At 71.9% G+C, this 17874-nt stretch carries 17 protein-coding genes; 11 read left to right on the forward strand and 6 right to left on the reverse strand.

Annotated elements, in window-relative coordinates:
- Positions 1 to 13 precede the first annotated feature (13 nt).
- The gene (locus ACT53Q_RS05960; protein ID WP_476185740.1) at positions 14 to 670 is read right to left on the reverse strand and encodes a phosphatase PAP2 family protein; all 657 of its coding nucleotides are present in this window, start codon (positions 668 to 670) and stop codon (positions 14 to 16) included.
- A gap of 162 nt (positions 671 to 832) precedes the next feature.
- On the opposite strand from ACT53Q_RS05960, the gene tkt reads away from it, so the two are divergent.
- Both tkt and ACT53Q_RS05970 read left to right on the forward strand, forming a co-directional pair.
- A complete protein-coding gene (tkt, locus tag ACT53Q_RS05965) occupies positions 833 to 2824 on the forward strand; it encodes a transketolase (RefSeq protein WP_476185741.1) in 1992 nt (663 codons plus the stop codon).
- A gap of 23 nt (positions 2825 to 2847) precedes the next feature.
- The gene (locus ACT53Q_RS05970; protein WP_476185742.1) at positions 2848 to 5031 is read left to right on the forward strand and encodes a tetratricopeptide repeat protein; all 2184 of its coding nucleotides are present in this window, start codon (positions 2848 to 2850) and stop codon (positions 5029 to 5031) included.
- A 22-nt stretch (positions 5032 to 5053) separates the two neighbouring features.
- Here ACT53Q_RS05970 and ACT53Q_RS05975 read toward each other — a convergent pair whose 3' ends face one another.
- Entirely contained in the window at positions 5054 to 5527 is a 474-nt protein-coding gene (locus tag ACT53Q_RS05975; protein ID WP_476185743.1) for a hypothetical protein, read from the reverse strand.
- 318 nt (positions 5528 to 5845) lie between these two features.
- Between ACT53Q_RS05975 and ACT53Q_RS05980 the strand changes: the two genes are divergently transcribed.
- From ACT53Q_RS05980 to ACT53Q_RS06000, 5 genes are all read left to right on the forward strand, one after another.
- Positions 5846 to 6328, forward strand: coding sequence for a hypothetical protein (locus tag ACT53Q_RS05980; protein WP_476185744.1), 483 nt, complete (start codon positions 5846 to 5848; stop codon positions 6326 to 6328).
- Between the two features lie 107 nt (positions 6329 to 6435).
- Positions 6436 to 6741, forward strand: coding sequence for a hypothetical protein (locus ACT53Q_RS05985; RefSeq protein WP_476185745.1), 306 nt, complete (start codon positions 6436 to 6438; stop codon positions 6739 to 6741).
- A gap of 146 nt (positions 6742 to 6887) precedes the next feature.
- The gene (locus tag ACT53Q_RS05990; RefSeq protein WP_476185746.1) at positions 6888 to 7289 is read left to right on the forward strand and encodes a hypothetical protein; all 402 of its coding nucleotides are present in this window, start codon (positions 6888 to 6890) and stop codon (positions 7287 to 7289) included.
- A 139-nt stretch (positions 7290 to 7428) separates the two neighbouring features.
- The gene (locus ACT53Q_RS05995; protein ID WP_476185747.1) at positions 7429 to 7764 is read left to right on the forward strand and encodes a hypothetical protein; all 336 of its coding nucleotides are present in this window, start codon (positions 7429 to 7431) and stop codon (positions 7762 to 7764) included.
- A 112-nt stretch (positions 7765 to 7876) separates the two neighbouring features.
- On the forward strand, positions 7877 to 9985 hold the full coding sequence (locus tag ACT53Q_RS06000; protein WP_476185748.1) for a tetratricopeptide repeat protein: 2109 nt from the start codon (positions 7877 to 7879) through the stop codon (positions 9983 to 9985).
- A 13-nt stretch (positions 9986 to 9998) separates the two neighbouring features.
- Here the strand turns inward: ACT53Q_RS06000 and ACT53Q_RS06005 are convergent, their stop codons facing one another.
- Positions 9999 to 10631 carry a hypothetical protein gene (locus ACT53Q_RS06005; RefSeq protein ID WP_476185749.1) on the reverse strand — a complete coding sequence of 211 codons (633 nt, stop codon included), beginning with the start codon at positions 10629 to 10631 and terminating at the stop codon, positions 9999 to 10001.
- Between the two features lie 277 nt (positions 10632 to 10908).
- Here ACT53Q_RS06005 and ACT53Q_RS06010 point away from each other — a divergent pair, with 277 nt between their 5' ends.
- Entirely contained in the window at positions 10909 to 11622 is a 714-nt protein-coding gene (locus tag ACT53Q_RS06010) for a hypothetical protein (protein WP_476185750.1), read from the forward strand.
- A gap of 158 nt (positions 11623 to 11780) precedes the next feature.
- The gene (locus ACT53Q_RS06015) at positions 11781 to 12233 is read left to right on the forward strand and encodes a hypothetical protein (protein WP_476185751.1); all 453 of its coding nucleotides are present in this window, start codon (positions 11781 to 11783) and stop codon (positions 12231 to 12233) included.
- A gap of 15 nt (positions 12234 to 12248) precedes the next feature.
- Here ACT53Q_RS06015 and ACT53Q_RS06020 read toward each other — a convergent pair whose 3' ends face one another.
- Positions 12249 to 14219: an acetyl-CoA hydrolase/transferase C-terminal domain-containing protein gene (locus ACT53Q_RS06020; RefSeq protein ID WP_476185752.1), complete on the reverse strand. Its 1971-nt coding sequence runs from the start codon at positions 14217 to 14219 to the stop codon at positions 12249 to 12251.
- Positions 14220 to 14732: 513 nt separating this feature from the next.
- On the opposite strand from ACT53Q_RS06020, the gene ACT53Q_RS06025 reads away from it, so the two are divergent.
- Positions 14733 to 15149, forward strand: coding sequence for a BlaI/MecI/CopY family transcriptional regulator (locus ACT53Q_RS06025; RefSeq protein WP_476185753.1), 417 nt, complete (start codon positions 14733 to 14735; stop codon positions 15147 to 15149).
- Positions 15136 to 16623 carry a M56 family metallopeptidase gene (locus ACT53Q_RS06030; protein WP_476185754.1) on the forward strand — a complete coding sequence of 496 codons (1488 nt, stop codon included), beginning with the start codon at positions 15136 to 15138 and terminating at the stop codon, positions 16621 to 16623. The genes ACT53Q_RS06025 and ACT53Q_RS06030 overlap by 14 nt, the downstream gene beginning before the upstream one ends.
- Positions 16624 to 16726: 103 nt before the next feature.
- On the opposite strand, the gene ACT53Q_RS06035 is transcribed toward ACT53Q_RS06030, so the two are convergent.
- Both ACT53Q_RS06035 and ACT53Q_RS06040 read right to left on the reverse strand, forming a co-directional pair.
- Positions 16727 to 16867 carry a hypothetical protein gene (locus ACT53Q_RS06035; RefSeq protein WP_476185755.1) on the reverse strand — a complete coding sequence of 47 codons (141 nt, stop codon included), beginning with the start codon at positions 16865 to 16867 and terminating at the stop codon, positions 16727 to 16729.
- Between the two features lie 44 nt (positions 16868 to 16911).
- Positions 16912 to 17724: a S1/P1 nuclease gene (locus tag ACT53Q_RS06040; RefSeq protein WP_476185756.1), complete on the reverse strand. Its 813-nt coding sequence runs from the start codon at positions 17722 to 17724 to the stop codon at positions 16912 to 16914.
- Positions 17725 to 17874 lie beyond the last annotated feature (150 nt).

Genomic DNA, 17874 nt, shown 5'->3' on the forward strand with positions numbered 1-17874 from the left:
GGCGATGCGCCGGTCAGAACGTCTTCGCGTAGCCGACCATCACGCCGCTGCCGTCGGGCGTGAAGCCGAGGAAGATCGGCCGCTTGTGGTGGTGCGCGTACACGCCGAAGGCGATGCCCACCGCCGCGCCGGCCAGCACGTCGCTCTGCCAGTGGCCGTGGGTCTTCACCCGCGCCACCGCGTCGTAGGCCGGCAGCAGCGCCAGCGCGTAGACCGCGGGGTGGTCCTGGCGGTATTCGAGGATGAAGGGCGTCACCACCGACGCCATCTCCGCCACTTCGCCGCTGGGGAAGCTCTGCGCGCCGCCGCCTTGGAAGAAATCGTTCGGGTCGTCGCTCTGGCTGGGGCGACTGCGCGAGAAGGCGCGCTTCAGCACCAGGCTGGTGCCGGCGCTGAGCATCATCGCGTCGAAGGACTGGTCGAAGGTGCGGCCCAGGCGGGTGTCGCTGTCGGCGAAGACCGCGCCGCCGACGGTGGTCAGGGCCACGCCCGCGGCGAGGCCCTTCTGGACGTTGCGGTTCCAGATCCCGCGGTCGTCGTAGGCCACGGGGTGGTCGATGCCGAGCGGGCCGCCGGCGAGGGCGCTGCCGGCCGGCAGGCCTCCGGCCAGGAGTCCGATCAGCAGCAGGCTGCAGGGGCCGGCCCGCCGCGCCGGAGGGAACGCGTTCATGGGCTTCTCCGGGACCGGGAGGCCCCACCCTCCGCCCGTCGGATTAGGACTGCATGAAGGCCGGCCGCGGCCGGGCCGGGCAGGCGTCCGGGACAAAGCGGCGGACGGATGGGACAATGGGCGGCCCGCAGTCCGCCGGGCGCCGCCGACCTTCCCCGCCCCATGACGACGCCCAGCCGCCGCACGCTCGCCAACGCCCTCCGTTTCCTCGCCATCGACGCCGTCCAGGCCGCCAACTCCGGCCATCCGGGCATGCCCATGGGCATGGCCGACATCGCCGAAGTGCTGTGGAACGACTACCTCAAGCACAACCCGGCCAACCCGGGCTGGGCCGACCGCGACCGCTTCGTGCTGTCGAACGGCCATGGCTCGATGCTGCAGTACGGCCTGCTGCACCTCGCCGGCTACGACCTGTCGATCGACGAGCTGAAGCGCTTCCGCCAGCTCGGCTCGAAGACTCCCGGCCACCCCGAGAACTTCGTCACCGGCGGCATCGAGACCACCACCGGCCCGCTGGGGCAGGGCGTCGCCAACGCGGTCGGTTTCGCGCTGGCCGAGAAGCTGCTGGCGCAGCGCTTCAACCGCGACGGCCACGCCGTCGTCGACCACCGCACCTGGGTGTTCCTGGGCGACGGCTGCCTGATGGAAGGCATCTCGCACGAGGCCTGCTCGCTGGCCGGCACGTGGAAGCTCAACAAGCTGGTCGCGTTCTGGGACGACAACAGCATCTCGATCGACGGCCAAGTGCAGGGCTGGTTCACCGACGACACGCCGGCGCGCTTCGAGGCCTACGGTTGGCAGGTGATCCGCGGCGTGAACGGCCACGATCCCGACGAGATCCGCACCGCGATCGACACCGCGCTGAAGTCCGAGGACCGCCCGGTGCTGATCTGCTGCCGCACCACGATCGGTTTTGGCTCGCCCGCGAAGGCCGGCAAGGAGTCCTCGCACGGCGCGCCGCTGGGCAAGGACGAAGTCGCCGCCACGCGCGCCGCGCTGGGCTGGGAACACGGCCCGTTCGAGGTCCCCGCCGACGTCGCCGCCGCGTGGGATGCGCGCAGCAAGGGCCACGCCGCGGAAACGCGCTGGACCCACGTGTGGGAATCGTATGCGGCGCAGTATCCGGACCTCGCCGCCGAGTTCGAGCGCCGCCTGCGCGGCGACCTGCCGGCGGACTTCGCCGCGCACGCCGACGGCTACATCGCGAAGCTGCAGGCCGAAGGCCCGGTGGTCGCCTCGCGCAAGGCCTCGCAGATGGCGATCGAGACGTTCGCGCCGCAGCTGCCGGAACTGGTCGGCGGCTCCGCCGACCTCGCGCATTCCAACCTCACCCTGTGGAAGGGCAGCAAGAGCGTCGCGGGCACCGATCCCGACGCCAACTACGTCTACTACGGCGTGCGCGAGTTCGCGATGACCGCGATCTCGAACGGCCTGTCGCTGCATGGTGGCTTCGTGCCGTACGACGCGACCTTCCTGGTGTTCAGCGACTACGCGCGCAACGCCGTGCGCATGAGCGCGCTGATGGGCGCGCGCGCGATCCACGTCTACACGCACGATTCGATCGGCCTCGGCGAAGACGGCCCGACCCACCAGCCGGTCGAGCATCTCGCCTCGCTGCGCTACATCCCCGACAACGACGTGTGGCGCCCGTGCGACGCGGTGGAATCGGCGGTGGCGTGGCGCGCGGCGATCGAACGCCGCGACGGCCCGAGCTGCCTCGTGTTCTCGCGCCAGAACCTGCCGCACCAGGCGCGCGATGCCGCGCAGGTCGCGGCGATTGCGCGTGGCGGCTACGTGCTGAAGGACAGCGTCGGCGCGCCGACGCTGATCCTGATCGCCACCGGCTCGGAAGTCGGCCTCGCGATGCAGGCCGCCGCGCAGCTCGGCGACGGCGTGCGCGTGGTGTCGATGCCCTCGACCGACGTGTTCGACCGCCAGGACGCCGCGTACCGCGAGTCCGTGCTGCCGAAGGCCTGCCGCAAGCGCGTCGCGATCGAAGCGGCGACCCGCGATTTCTGGCGCAAGTACGTCGGCCTCGACGGCGCGGTGATCGGCATGGACGGCTACGGCGCCTCGGCCCCGGCCGAGCAGCTGTATCCGCATTTCGGCATCACCGTCGACGCGGTGGTCGCGGCGGCGAACGGGCTGGATTGATCCGCCGACCCGCCGGCATGGCGATGCACGCACCTCGTGTCGTGCACGCCCCGCGTCGCGTCGCCCGTGCGCTGGCGACGCTGGTGCTGGCGACGCTGCCGGGGACGGGCGCCGCCGCGTCGGCCGCGCCCCGTTGCGATGCGCTCGAACACGCCAGCCACCGGCCGTTGCCGGCGCCCGCGGTGTGTGCGGCGCGCTTCGGCGCGGCGCCGGCCGACGACACCGCCGCCGCGCGGCGGACGACGACCGATGCCCTGCTGAAGGCCGCCAAGGCGGCCGACGCGGCCGGTCGTTTCGACGAAGCCGAGGCCGTCCTCGACTGCCTCGATGCGCAGCCCGGCCTCGACGCGCTCGCCCGCGAGGAACTGCTGCGCCAGCGCGGCGTGCTGGACTACCACCGCGAGCGCATCCCGCAGGCGCTGTCGCGCTTCGAATGCGGCCTGCAGCGCTCGACCGCGCGCGAGGACCGCGCCGCCATCGCCCGCGACCTCAAGAACGTGGGCAGCGCACTGCGCCGCCTCGGCGATTACCGCGGCGCGCTGGCGGCGCTGACCCGCAGCCTGGAGATGCAGCGCGCGGCCGGCGGCGAGGTGCAGCCCGCGGTGCTCAACAACCTCGGCGACGTCTACCGCGCGATCGGCGAGCGCGACAAGGCGGAAGGCTATTACCGCGAGACGCTGGCGCTGATGGAAAAGCGCGGCGATCCGAAGGGCGCCGCGCACGTGCGCGAGACGCTGGCGGAACTCGCGCTGGACCACGACGATGCGCGCACCGCGCGACCGCTGCTGGAAGCCGCGCTGCGCGCGTACCGCGCGGCCGATGCGCGCACGTACATGCTGCGCACCTACGCGGGCCTGATCCGCACCGCGCTGCTGGAAGGCGACACCGCCGCCGCGCAGCGCTTCGCCGCGGACGCGCTCGCGGTGGCCGATGCGCAGCGCCTGCCGCTGCCGGCGGACCTGCAGCGCGAGGCCGCGCGCGTCGATCGCGCGCTGGGACGGCCCGCGGAGGCCGAAACGCGGCTGCGGCAGGCGCTGGCGGCGCTGCCCGAGGACGACGCCGACCGCGCCTCGCTGCTGGAGGCACTGGCCGAAGCCGAGGATGCGCAGGGCCGGCATGCGGCCGCGTTCGCCACGCTGCGCGAGGCGCATGCGCAGGCCGAACGCCTGTCGCAGGCGCGGCACGACCGCCAGCTGGACTGGCTGCGCACGCACTTCGAGACCGCCGAGCGCGATCGCACCATCGCCGCGCTGGCGACCGAGAACCGCCTGCGGCGCGCCGAGCTGCGCCAGCGCACGCTGCTGCTGTGGCTGACGGTGGCGGTGGCGGCGAGCGTCGCGCTGCTGGCCTGGACCGGGCTGCAGCGGCGACGGCAGCGCGAGCGCCTGCTGGCGGCGACCCGGCAGGTGCGGCACGAGGCCGAACTGGCGCGCTACCGGCGCGAGGCCGAGGCGCTGGCCGAGGACCGCAGCCTGCTGCAGGGGCTGCTGGACAGCCGCAGCGACGCCGTCTGCCTGCTCGATGCCGACGGTCACCTGCTGGCGGCGAACCGCGCGGCCTGCGCGCTGCTCGGCGTCGACGCGGCGCATCCGGCCGGACCGGCGCTGGCGGACCGGCTGGCCGCGGACGATCGTGCCGCCCTGGCCGCGGCGCTGGAACGCATGGAGGACGCCGTCGCGCAGACGCTGTCCGTCACCGCGGCCGACGGCCGGCGGTGGCAGGCGCAGCTGTCGCCGTGGGAACGCGGCGACGGCCTGGTCGTGCTGGCGCTGGCGCCGCGGGACGCGGCGGATGACGCGCCCGACGTGCCGGCGGCGACGGACACCGCGCCCGCGCCGGAGGCCGGCGAGCCACCGCCTGCCGACGGCGGGTCGGAAGACCTCCTCGGCGACTTCCGCCGGGCGCTGGTCGAGCTGATGCTGGCCGCGGTCGACACCTGGGAACGCAGCACCGGCACGTCGCGGCTGGAACTGGCGGAGAAGAGCCGCCTCTGGCGCGTCACCATCGACGACGGCCGCCTGCGCACGCGGGCGATGGAGCGCTACCTCTCGCTGTCGAAACTGCCGCGCAATCCGCGCTGGCGCGACGTGCTGCGCACCGCCTACCACGTGCTGGGGCAGTGCGCGCTGGAACCCGAAGCCCGCGCCGCGCTCCAGGCCCGGGTCGACGCGGTGCTGGCCTACACCCGCCGCGACGCGCTGGTCTGAGGCGCCACTGCCGGCGCCCGCGTCACGAACTCGGGTCGTTCGACACCGGCTTCGCCGGCGGGGTGCAGACCACGCAGACCCCGTGGAGGCCGGACTTGAAGCGATAGTCGCGGTGGTGGTCGCTGATGCCGTCGCCGTTCGCATCCTCGTCGTGGTTGAACGCATCCGGGGACACGACGTGCGGCACCGCGACCAGGCCGCTGCCGCTGCGGACCTGCTGGCCGATGCAGGACTCGGTGGCCGCCTGGTTGGCCCAGAACCACTCGTCGACGATGCCGCAGGACTTGGGCGTGTTGCAGGTGCTGCCCAGCACCATGTCGTCGTCGGCGTGCTCGGCGCGATAGGCGATGAGGGCCGACGTCGACAGATCGAAGGACGCCACCACCTGCTGCTGGTAACCCGCGGGGCACCAGTTGGCCGGCCGGGTGTCGTGGGCGAACGCCGGCGCGACGGCCAGCAGGCAGAGGCTGAGGGGCAGGGCGACGGTGGTCCGCATGGGCATGACTTCGGAAGACGGAGCAGTCGACAGTCTAGGGACGGATGCCCTGCCGCGGCCATCGTGCATGCGGGAAGAAAACGGGCGAAAGCGCGCGCAAGCCATTGAACGGCCGTGCTGCGTCGCCGCATCCGCGACATCCGGGGAGGCCGGCGCGCGTCGTGGCGGCCGTCCCGATGCCCGGGCGCGGCGCCGTTTCGTCCCGGATCGTCCCGGCGTGTCCCGGTTTCGTACTGGCCGCCCGCGGGGGCGCTGCCTAGCGTGATCGCACCCCGTCGTCCGGCGGGGACGAGCCTCGCCATCCGGAGATTGACCCGCATGAAACTGATCCCGACCCTGTCCCTCGGTGCGCTGCTGGCGCTGTCCGTCATGGGCCATGCCCGCGCCGCGGCGGTGCCGACGGGCACGTTCGTCTACTACGGCAGCGCCGAGTTCGCCGGCAGCTCGGCGGGGTTGACCGTCGGTCCCTACGCGAACGCCGCCGAATGTCAGGCCGCCCTGAACGCCGCGATCGACAACGCCGTGAACAACCAGGGCTACCAGATCGAGAGCGTCTCGCCGTGCATCGGCCATTGGGCCTTCAGCGGCGGCGGCGTGCCGGAGATGGAAGCCGCGCCGTACACGCTCGCCGTGCTGGCGGACTCGCCCGGGGAATCCGGCGGCATCGCCCACGTCCTGCTGGACGAAGTGGCCGCGGCGCGCAAGACGTTCGGCATCGACCAGTACGAGGCCACGCTGCAAGCCATCGCCCGCGCGGCCATCACCGATCCGCTGCGCAAGAAGGACCAGAAGGACCGCTGATCCGCCCCGTCCGCACGGACGCGGTGTCCCGCGATGCCGCCCGCCCTCCCGTCCGGGCGGCCTCCGTTCCATCGATCCCCATCCGTCCCGTCCATTCCGGAGTCTCCATGAAGTCCCTGCTGTCCACCTTCGTCCTCGCCCTGCTCATCGCCGCCGCCTCCTCGCCCGCGTCCGCTGCCCAGATCGGCGGCATCGGCCCCGTCGGCCCGACGCCCTACGTGCCCGGCGTGTGGCGCGCGAAGGTCCGCTACGTCAATCCGGTCAAGCACCCCAACGGCACCGTGTCGACCTTCAGCTACATCGACATCACCGCCGACACGCAGGCGTACTGCGAAGGCCAGCTCGCCAGCCTGACCAACTCGCCCGGCGTCTCGGTCGTGACCTTCTGCTGGTTCGACGCCGCCTACGACTGATCCGCGCCGTCCTGCACGACGACCGGCCGCGACTGCGCGGCCGGTCGTGTCCTCGACCGAACGTCGAACACGCGTCCGCTTCCTTCCGAACGGCCCGCTTCCGCGCGCCGTCTTTCCAACCTCACCGCCAAACGCAGGTTCACCCCATGCGCCACTTCACCCGATTCGCCGCCGTCGCGTTCGCGCTCGGCGTGCTGTCCGCCTCTTCCTCCGCGCTCGCCGCCGATTGGACCGCCGTCCTGTCGGTCGACGACGGCAGCGGACTTCAGGTCGTCCGCATCGTCGCCGCCACGGAAGACGAGTGCTACGCCCAACTGTCGCCGTATCGCGGCGCCGAGGTGATCGAAGCCTGCCAGCCGACGGCCTCCGCCATCACCGATCCGAATGACGCCAACCCGTCCACCGGGCGAAGCCGGCACAAACGGCCTTCGCCCGTAAGCGGCAGCGGCTCCGGCAACGGCGGCGACACCGGCTCCGGCAGCAGTGGCGACACCGGCTCCGGCAGCAGTGGCGGTGGTGCCGGTGGCGGGAGTGGCGGCGGCTGGTGAGCCGCGCCGGGTCGGACAGGCATCGGAGGCACTTCGTCCGGACGTCGCTGCGCCGCAGCGGGCGTCCGGGCCGTTCCTGCGCCTTGCGCGCAGCCACCCGTCGGCGACCGTCCCGGTCGCCTCCACAAGGAGTTCCACCATGCCCCATGGCATCGCACGGTCCGTCCTCTCCGCCGCACTGCTGGCCGCCACGCTCGCGGCCCCGGTCGCGTTCCCTGTCATCGCCACCGCGGCCTCGGTCGGCAGCGGCGGCATCCAGATCGTCCCGCCGGTCGGTCGCGGCACCTGGGAAGGCCGCATCCGCATCGTCCACCACTACTACGACCTCCTGCCGGACTACACCACCTACCAGTCCGCCGGCGGCAGCACGCAGGCGGCGTGCAACACCGCCCTGAGCGCGGCCCTGAGCGCGGCGATCGCCGCCGAACCCACCGCGCAGGTCGACTACGACCTCTACTGCACCTGGCATCCCTGATGCCATCGATGCGGCACTGCGCCAGCGCCAGGTGCGCTGGCGCATCCCGGCTGCGTCGCCGGTGATAGATTGACCCCGGGCCGGTGCGGGGCACCGGCAGGGGAGAGGGGCGTTGCGAGGGACACGCACGCGGACGCGATGGAGCTGCCTGCTGCCGGCGACCGCGCTGGCCTGCGTCGTGGCCACCGCCGATGCCGCGTCGATCCCCGCCTGCGCCGCGATCGACGTACACACGCTGCCCGCGCCGGCGACCTGCGAACGCCTGTTCGCGTCGGCCGACGTGCAGGCGCTGTACGCGCAAGCCGACGAACGGATCAAGCAAGGCAACCTCGAAACGGCGAAGGCGGCGCTGGGCTGCGCCGCGGCGCGGCTTGTGTCCGGCCACGATGCCGCGGCGCGCTACGACTGGGTGCGGCGCCTCGGCGTGCTCGCGTATCGCGACGAGAAAGTCGACATCGCGCTCGGGCACTTCGAATGCGCGCTGTCGATCGCGCAAGCCCGCCACGATCGCGCCGCCATCGCGAAGCAGCTCAAGAACGTCGGCGGCGCGCTGCGCCGGATGGGGGACTACGACGGCGCCCTGCGCACGCTGCAGCGCGGGCTGGACATGCAGCGTGCCGATGGCGATCCCGATGTCGGCGGTGCGCTGGCCAACCTCGCCGAGTTGTACCGCGAGACCGACCATCCGGCGCAGGCCGCGGACTACTACCGGCAGGCACTGGCCGCATTCCGTCGCCGCGGCAACCAGGACGAGGCCGCGCACATGCTGCACGGGCTGGGCAGGCTGGCGCTGGACGGCCACGACACGAAGACCGCGACCGCCGACCTCGAAGCTGCGCGCGACGCCTTTCACGAGCTCGGCAACGTCCCCTATCAGCTGCGGATCCACGCCGATCTGGCGCTGGCGGCCGTCGAAGAACGCGAGTTCGAGCGCGCGCGCCGATACGCCGCCGCCGGACTGTCGCTGGCCGATGAGCACCATCTGCCGCTTCCGCCCGAACTGCAACGCGCGGCGGCGCGCGTCGACCGGGAGAGTGGCCTGATCGCAGCGGCGGAGGCGCGCCTGCGCAAAGCGCTCAAGTCACCGCCGATCAGCGCGCTCGATGCCGCCAAGCTCGAGGACGAACTGGCGATCACGCTGGAGAAGGCGGGGCGCGATGCGGAGGCCCTCGTCATGCTGCGCAAGGCGCGCGACGACGAGCGCAAACAACGCGATGCCGAGAGCGATCGCCAGTTCGGCTGGCTGCGCGCGCGTTTCGAGGTGTCCGAGCGCGAGCGCGTGATTTCCGAGCGCGGACGCACCATCGCCCAACTGCGCCAGCGCACGCTGGTGCTGTGGCTCATCGCGGTGTCCGCGCTGGCCGCGCTGTTCGCGGTGTCGATCGTGTTCCTGCGTCGCCAGCAGCGCGCGCGTCTGGTCGAAGCCGCGAACCGCGCGCGCTACGAGGAAATGCTGGCGCGCTACCGGCGCGAGGCCGATGCGCTCGGCAACGATCGCGACCTGCTGCAGGGCCTGCTGGACAGTCGCGGCGATGCGCTGTGCCTGCTCGACGCCGACGGCACGGTGCTCGCGGCCAACCGCGCGGCCTGCCCGCTGCTGGGCGCTGCACGCGATGGCCTGACCGGGCAGCCCTTGTCCGACCGGCTGTCCGCCGAAGACGCCGCGGCGCTGGCGACGGCGCTGGAACGCATGGAAGACAGCGCCTCGCAGACGCTGGCCTTTGCCGCGGGCGATGCGCGCCCTGCGCTGCATGTCGAACTGACGCCGTGGGAACAGGGCGACGGTCTCGTGGTGATGCGGCTGTCGACGCCCGCGGAAGCATCCGCGGCGGAGGCCGGCACGATGCCGTCGCCCGTGGCGGCGGACGCCGAACCGGTCCTCGACGAAGACGCGGCGCGTGCCGCCTTCCGGCTCGCGCTGGTCGAGCTGATGCTGGCGGTGGTCGAAGCCTGGGAACGCAGCACCGGCCGGAACCGCATCGAACTGGCCGAACGCAGCCGCATCTGGCGCATCAACATCGACGACGGCCGCCTGCGTGCGCGGGCGATGGAACGCTACCTCAGCCTGTCGCGCCTGCCGCAGAACCCGCGCTGGCGCGACGTCCTGCGGCTGGCCTACTACGTGCTGGGCGAATGCCGCCTCGAAGCCGCCGAGCGCGACGACCTGCAGCGCCGGGTGGACGGCGTGCTCGCGTACACCCGGCGCAGTGCATTGGTGTGATCGCGCGGCGCGATCACGGACCGGTCGCGGGCTGGACGGTGCGCACGGCGTCGCGGCGCGCTGCCGCCGGCTCAACCGACTTCAGTCTCGGCGGCGGCACGCAGACGTAGCAGGTGCCTTCCAGCCCCTGCGCGTAGCTGGCGTACTGCGCGTGATGGTCGACGGCGTTGAACGAGGTCGGGGACGTCACCTGGAAGTACGCCTGTCCGTTCCCCTTGTCCGCGGCGTTGCAATACGAATAGGCGTCGACGGCGGCGTACAGCCAGAAGTCGACCACGCCGCACGTGGCATCGCCGCCGAGATCGCGCGGCGGGCCGATGGTGGCGTGGGTCGCGCCGACCGAGAGCCGGGCCGAGGACGTCGGCACGTGCGCTGCCTGCTGCCTGGCGGGCAGGAGCGCAGCGATCGCCTCGCCCAGCGTCGCGCGCCGCACCGGGCCGCGACGCGCGTTGACGGCATGCGGCTGCGGATGTTCCGTCTCGAAGGTCTTCAGATCTTCCGGACTGAACTGGAAGTGGGCGATGGTGATCCGCCGGGCGCCGGGCGTCTTGCAGGCCGCCGGCGCGACCGGCGGATCTGCCAGCGCCGGGAAGACGATCGACAGGCCCAGCGCCAACGGCAGCAGCAGTCGGAACACGGTGTTCATGGCAGTCACTCCTTGTGGTCGGGTCGGGCCAGTCTCGGGAAGACGATCGTCGCCCGCCAGCGGAACGCCGGGCAGAAGCCGGGAACAAAACCGGCAACCTCTTGATTCGTATCGATGCGGGTCATGGCGACGGCGATTTGTTCCCGGCCTCGTCCTTACCCCGCGGCGGGCCGCTGCCTACGGTGATCCGACCGGATCGCACCGCATCCTGCCTCCCGCACGACGGTGCTCCGGCCCACCCATGCGCCGCGTCCGCGGCCTTGCCAGGAGCTTCGCCATGTCGTCGTCTTCCCCGCTGTTCCCCGCTGTCTTCCCCCGTCGCGCCGTCCTCGCCGCCGCGCTCGCCATCGTTGCCGGCCTGTCGTCCACCGCCGCGCTGCCGGCCCGCGCGCAGGATCGCGTGGTCGGCCCACCGCGCGGCGAGCTGCCCATCGCCGCGGTCGTCGGGCGGATGCCGACGCTGGGCTGCTGCCATTGCCTCGGCGGCGAGAACAAGCTCGACCTGAGCACCGTCGCCGGCGTCCCGTGGCGGGTCAACGGCCAGCCCGCCGTGCCGGTGTCGCCGGTGAACGCGGCCTGGAGCACCAACACCCATGGCGCCAAGTGGGTCTCGCTGAATGCGGCGGGCAGCGGCGGCAACGGCACCACGTACCACTACACGCTGCAGTTCCGGGTCGAGAAATGCACGATCCCGCAGTCGATCGTGCTGAAAGGCTTCGCGGCGGCCGGCGACAACTACGAGAAGGTGTACCTGACCGGCCCGGTCGGCGGCGGCCCGGTGGCGTGCACCGCCGCTGGCGGCTACTGCTTCACCGCCGCCAACCAGTTGAACAACTTCGCCGCCTGGCCGGTGACGCTGCCCGGCGTGTACACGCTGAACGTCGACGTCACCAACATCAGCGGCCCCACCGGCATGTTCCTCAACGCCGTGCTCGAAGGCCGCTGCACGAAGGAACCGGTCAAGCCGGAGAAGGGCGAACAGGCCCCCTGAATCCCCCGCGCATCCGCGTGTCCGGCTTCGCACGCCGCCGGGCACGCATGCCGCACGGGGGCGGGGCCTGGTTCCGTTCCGCTGCGCTCCCGTCGGTGTCCCGGCGTGTCCCCGCCCGTCCCGAGGCGGGCGTCCTCTCTCGAAAAAAAGGAATCGCGATGAACATGAAATCCACGCTGGCGCTCGGCCTGATGGCCGCCGCGGCTGTCCTGTCCGGCCGCGCCGATGCGGTCCCGGTCCCCAACGGTGGCGGCGCCGGCTACCACGCCCAGGTGTTCTACACCGATGGCCGTGCCGCCGGGATCTATCCGCGGCCGACCTGGAACGAATGCAACCAGCAGTTGAACGCGACGATCCAGTACGACACGACCCAGCGCGGCTACATCGTGGTGAAGGTGGTGCCCTGCCACTACACCGGCGGGCCGCTGAGTGGCCAGGACGCCTACGACCATCGGCAGGATTACGCCCTGCCGATCCGGGCCGCAACGCCGCGCGACTCGGCAGTATTGTCCTCGAAGGTGCTGGAACAGATCCGCCAACTGCGCAAGACCTACCGGGTCGATGCCTACGAGGAAGGCTTGCGGGCGATCCTCGATCCGGCGGCGAAGTAACGCCGCCGGATCGCGTCAAGCGCTGCGCCGCAGCCCCAGCAGCACCAGCTTCGCGGACACCTTGTCCGCGAAGCCGGCCGGCGCGTCGTAGCCCATCCGCGCCAGCGCTTCGCGTTCGTCGTCGTTCGTGGCGGCACCGGCCGTCAGCGCCTGCGCGATCGTCATCAGCTTCGCGCCACTCGTCGCGGTGTGCGCCTTCAGCCACAGCAGCGCCTTCGCCAGGCGCTGTTCGACCGGCGTGAAATCGCTGCCCAGCGGATAGTCGGGCAGGGTGCCGTCGGCGCGGAACGGTGCCAGCGCCGCGGCCAGGCGTTCGGGCGTGTTGTGGCCCGACAGGCGCAGGCGCAGCAGCCCGTCGCCGAGCTTGCCGGCCGCGTTCGCGCGCGACAGCAGCGCGTGCTGGAAGCGGCTGTCGGCCACCGCCGCCATCGCCGCGATGCAGTCCTCGTCGCAGGCACCGCGCAGGTCGGCGATGCCGTACTCGGTGACGTACACGTCGCGCAGGTGGCGCGGGATCGTGGTGTGGCCATAGTTCGACACCACGCTGGAGATCGCCGGCTGGCCCGGCTCCTCGCGCACCGCGCGCAGCATCAGCACCGAGCGCGCGTCGTGCAGCGCGTGCGCCATCGCCACGAAGTTGTACTGCCCGCCCACGCCGGACACCACGCGGCCGTCTTCCAATCCATCCGAGACCGCGGCGCCCAGCACCGTCGCCATCATGCAGGTGTTGAAGAAGCGCGCCTCACGGCGCTGCACGCGCTCCAGCGATTCGCGACCGCCGTAAAGCTCGTTGACTTCGCCGACGCGGCGCATGCCGATGCCGCTGCGCGCGTCGTCGTCGAGCGTGCGCAGCCAGTCGTAGAATTCGTGCGAACCGAGATAGAACGCGCCGTGCAGGAACTCGCCCTCGCGCGCGACGCGCGCATGGTCGGCGTCGCTGGCGCTGCCGTCGGCGATGCGCCGCATCAGCGCTTCGTCGTCGACCACGCGACGCCGCAGCACGCCGGCCTGCACCAGCGCGCGGAAGCCTTCGTTGATCATTTCGCTGCAGCCGTACAGGCCGATCTCGAACGGCCCGAGTCCGCCGCTGGCGATCACCGCCGGATGGCGTTCGATCTCCGGATCCAGCGCGTGCAGCACGCGCCGGTACGCGGCGTTGTCCGTGTGGCGCAGCACCAGCGCGTGGCACAGCGCGTCGGCGAGCGCGCCGATGCCGATCTGCAGCGTGCCGCCGTCGCGCACCAGCGCGCTGGCGTAGAAGCCGATCGCGAATTCGGCGTCGGCCACCGGTTGGCGCGGCAGCGCGAACAGCTTCGGATGCGGCCCCGGCGGCGTCACCACCACGTCGAAGAAATCCGCGTCCACCGCGGCGCCGCTCTCGATCCACGGCAGTTCCGGATCGACCTCGGCGATCAGCAGCGGCCGCGGCGCGCCGCGCAGCGCGATGGCGTCGAGCAGGTCGAAGGTGAGGTCGGTGTTCGACGACAGCGACAGCCGCGTGCCGTCGGCGTTCGCGGCCACCTTCTGCACCACGCAGTTCACGCCGCGCTCGGCGACGGTGCGCGCGACGTGGGTGTAGTTGAGGCTGGCGTAGCGGCGCTGCGCGTGGCGCGAGCGCAGCAGCGCGCCGGACTGCATGTAGAACTCCTCGATCTCCACGTGCGCCGGCAGTGCGTCGCGCTTCTCCGCCTGCACGTAGGCCAGGCGCGGGAAGTCGTCGCCGAAGTGGCGCGACAGGAACGGATCGAGGAAGCGTCGCTGCAGGTCGCTGGTCGCCGTCGGCGTGTCCAGCGACAGCGCGGTGTAGAGGTGGAACGGCCGCGACGGTTCGCGCTCGATCCGGGCGTAGAGCGCGTTGAGCAGCCGGTGCGGTTTGCCGATGCCCAGCGGTGCGGCGACGTGCAGCGGGCCGTCGAGGGTGGCGAGGATGGTCTCGACCGCGTCGTCGAGACGTGTGAGGCGGTGCGGGCGTGTCGGTTCGGTCATGCGCGCATGATCGCGGAGTTTGGCCGCTGGCGTCTTGCCCCGACGCAATTCGGCGGCGCGTCCGGGGCGGGCAGGGCGGGGCGGGCAGGGCGGGGCGGGATGGCCCGGCATCGGCGAGGCGCAGTCGAAGGCATCTCGCATCGGCCTCATCCGTATCGATCCCGTCTCATCGACCCCATCCCCACCCAAACCCTCCCCTTGAAGGGGAGGGCTTCAAGGCGCCGCGCCTGTCTCCCTCTCCTTGAAGGGGAGGGCTTCAAAGCAACGCGTTCTTGCCCCTTGGCCCGTTCGCCCGTTCGCGCTGCAAGGCGCCGCGCCTGTCTCCCTTGCCTTGAAGGGGAGGCCTCAAAGCGCCGCGTTTTTCTCCCTCCCCTTCAAGGGGAGGGCCGGGGTGGGGATGGGGTCGGTCCCCCCGCAGGGCCGCGGTTCGTAGCCGGGCCATCGGGCACTTGACACGATTGTTTACGGGTGTAATCTCAAATCCGATTACGGACGTAAACGAGTGCGCGCGACATGCAGATCAGCGAAGCGGAATCCGTGGTGATGGACGTCCTCTGGCAGCGCAGCCCGCTGGCCGCGGAAGAGGTGGTGGCCGCGCTGGCGTCGCGCCAGGACTGGCAGGAGGCGACGGTGAAGACGCTGCTCAACCGCCTGCTCAACAAGGGCGCGATCGCCGCCGACAAGGACGGCCGCCGCTACCTCTACCGCCCGCTGCTGCGGCGCGAGGACTGGGTGCTGGACGAAAGCGAGAGCCTGCTGGCGCGGCTGTTCGACGGCCGCGTCGCGCCGCTGGTGGCGCACTTCAGCCGGCATCGCAAACTGAGTGCGGACGACGTGGCCGAACTGCGCCGGCTGGTGGCCGCGCTCGATGCGCACGATGACGCGATGGAGTCGGACTCCAACCCGGAGGCGCGCGATGGACATCCCTGAGCTGGGCGCGCCCGATCTGCTGGCGCTGTTGTGGCGCATGTCGCTGGTCGCGACCCTCGCGCTGGCCGTGCTGCTGGTGCTGCCGCGCTGGCTGCGCACGCGCTTCGGTGCCGACGTTGGCTACGCCGCGTGGTGGCTGCTGCCGGTGTCGCTGGTCGCGCTGGCGTTGCCTGCGCGCACGGTGCTGCCGACGCTGCCGACGACGCCCGCGCCCGCATTGCACACGCTCGTGCAGCCGGTACTGGCGGCGCCCGCGCAGGCCGCGGATCACTCGGCGTGGTGGCTGCTCGCCTGGCTGGCCGGTGCGCTGCTGACGGCGATGTGGCTGTGGCGCGCGCAGCGCCGGTTCGAGCGCGGCCTTGGTGCGCTCGCCCCCGATGACGACGGCCTGTGGCGCGCGCAGGCGAGCGCGGGCCTGCCGGCGCTGGTCGGCGCGCTGCGTCCGCGCATCGTGCTGCCCGAGGATTTCGAGCATCGCTACGACGCGCGCGAACGCGGGCTGATGCTCGCGCACGAACGCCTGCATCGCCGTCGCGGCGACCATCTCGCGAACCTCGCCGCCGCGGTGTTCCGCTGCCTGTTCTGGTTCCACCCGCTGCTGCCGCTGGCCGCGGCCCGCTTCCGCCACGACCAGGAGCTGGCCTGCGACCGGGCCGTGGTCGCGGCCCATCCCGATTCGCGACGCGCGTACGGCGAAGCGATGCTCAAGACCCTCATGGCCGACCGGCAGGCGCCGCTGGGCTGTCACTGGGGCGTCTCACATCCCCTGAAGGAGAGAGTCATGCATCTCGTCACTCCCCCGCCGCGCCCCCGGGTCCGGCGATTCGGCGCCGCGCTGGTCGCGACGCTGCTGTTCGGCGCCGGCTTCGCGGTGTGGTCGGCGCAACCCGCGCGATCCGCGTCCGCCATCACCGGCCAAGGCCGCGACTACCACATCGCCCTTGATCTCAAGTCCGACGGCCAGCCGCCCGCGCACTTCGAGGCCGGCGGCCGCTATGGTTCGAAGTTCGACCTGAAGTACCAGGACGGCCGCGGCAGCCACATCGGCGTCGACGGCACCGTGCGCCAGGCCGGCAAGGACCGGTTCGATGTCGCGCTCGTGCTGACCCGCAACGACGTCGTGGTCAGCCGGCCGCGGCTGATCGTCGCCCGCGACACGCCGGGCGTGGTCAAAGTTGGCGAGCAGAAGGCCGACGGCCATTTCGACGGCATCGAACTGGCGATGCGCGTCGACGACACCCCACTGCCGCCGGCTCCGCCCGCGCCCCCGGCGCCGCCTTCGCCGCCTGCACCTCCGCCGCCGCCCGCTTTGGCGGCACCGGTGCCCCCGCCTGTCCCACCCGCGCCAGCGACGGCGTCGGCTCCTGCGCCACGTGCGCCATCCGCCTTGTCCTCTCAGACGATTCCGATGCCGCGTCTGATGGAGTTGAGGCAGATCGTTGAAGGCGTCAAGCCGGTTCAGGACGAATGCTGATCGACCCGCGTCGTCCGGCATGCCGGACGACGCGAGTTGCCGGCTGATCAGAACGAGTCGACGATCCAGAGTCGCGCGATCAACCCGTGCGCCGGTCGGCCCGTCAACCGAGCAGCAACTTTCCCGCCGTGATCAACAGCACCACCCCCAGCGCGTAGCGCAACGCACGCACCAGCAGCCATTTCAGACCCAACTGGGTGCCGATCAGTGCACCGGCCGCCGAACCGGCACCGGCCACCGCCACGAAGCGGTGAGTCGTTGCGCAGGCCCCAGCGGACGCCGTCGGGGTCAGCGCGCGGGCGGCGCCTTCAGCGCGTCGTTGAGCAATGCCGCGAGGTGGTGCCCGGCGATGCGCAGTTGTTCCTCCGCCACCGGCCGCCACTGCGGCACGTAGGTCGGCGCCAGTTTCGCGCCCGGCGGATAGAAGCCGTCGCGCAGCACGATCCGGCACGAGGCCTCGGCCCACGCCTGTGCATCGCCGACGCCCGTGGCGTCCTTCGGCAGCGGCAGGTGCTGCACGGTCTCCAGCAGCGGGCGTTCGTCGATGCCCGCGAACAGTCCGCTGTCCCACAGCGAATGCAGGTTGGTGCCGCGGCCGCCGACCTGCAGCTGGAACAGGTTGCCGCCGCGATCGCGCGTGGTGGCGTGCAGCGGCTGGTGCACGTCGCCGACGAAATGCACCAGGAACTTCAGCGCCCGCGCGCGTGCCGCATCGGGTTGGCCTTTGTCGGCCAGCACGTCGCGCTGGCGGCGGATCGCCTCGATCACGCAGTCGCCGTCCGGGCAGTGCTTCGGCGGCACGTAGCCGCAATCCTCATCGGGCAGGTTGACGTAGTGCCAGTGCGAGGTGCGCTTGCCGATGCCGGGATCGTCCGCGGGCGGATGGTCGCGCAGGTCGTCGGCCCAGTTGGCGACGCCGGCGAGCGTGGGATCGGCTTCGCCCTGCAGCAGCCGCGCGACTTCGGCGCGGGCGGCGGGCACGAGTTCGGGAGCGGCGAGCGCACCGACCATGCGGTGCCCGACGGCGCCCCAGGCGAATGCATCGGCGGCAGGCAGTGCGGCGAGCGCACCGCAGACGATCAGGCAACAAAAACGGGTCATGCGGAGGAGAGTAGCCGACATGACCCGCAAGGTGCAGACGTGTTGTTCGCGTCCTCGTCGACGCGACCATCGCCGGCCGTTGCGGCCGGCGACGGGTGTTGCATGAAGCGACTTGCTCGGGATGACTCGATCAGGACGATTCGATCAGGA

This window comes from Lysobacter sp. DMC97 (assembly GCF_056313745.1).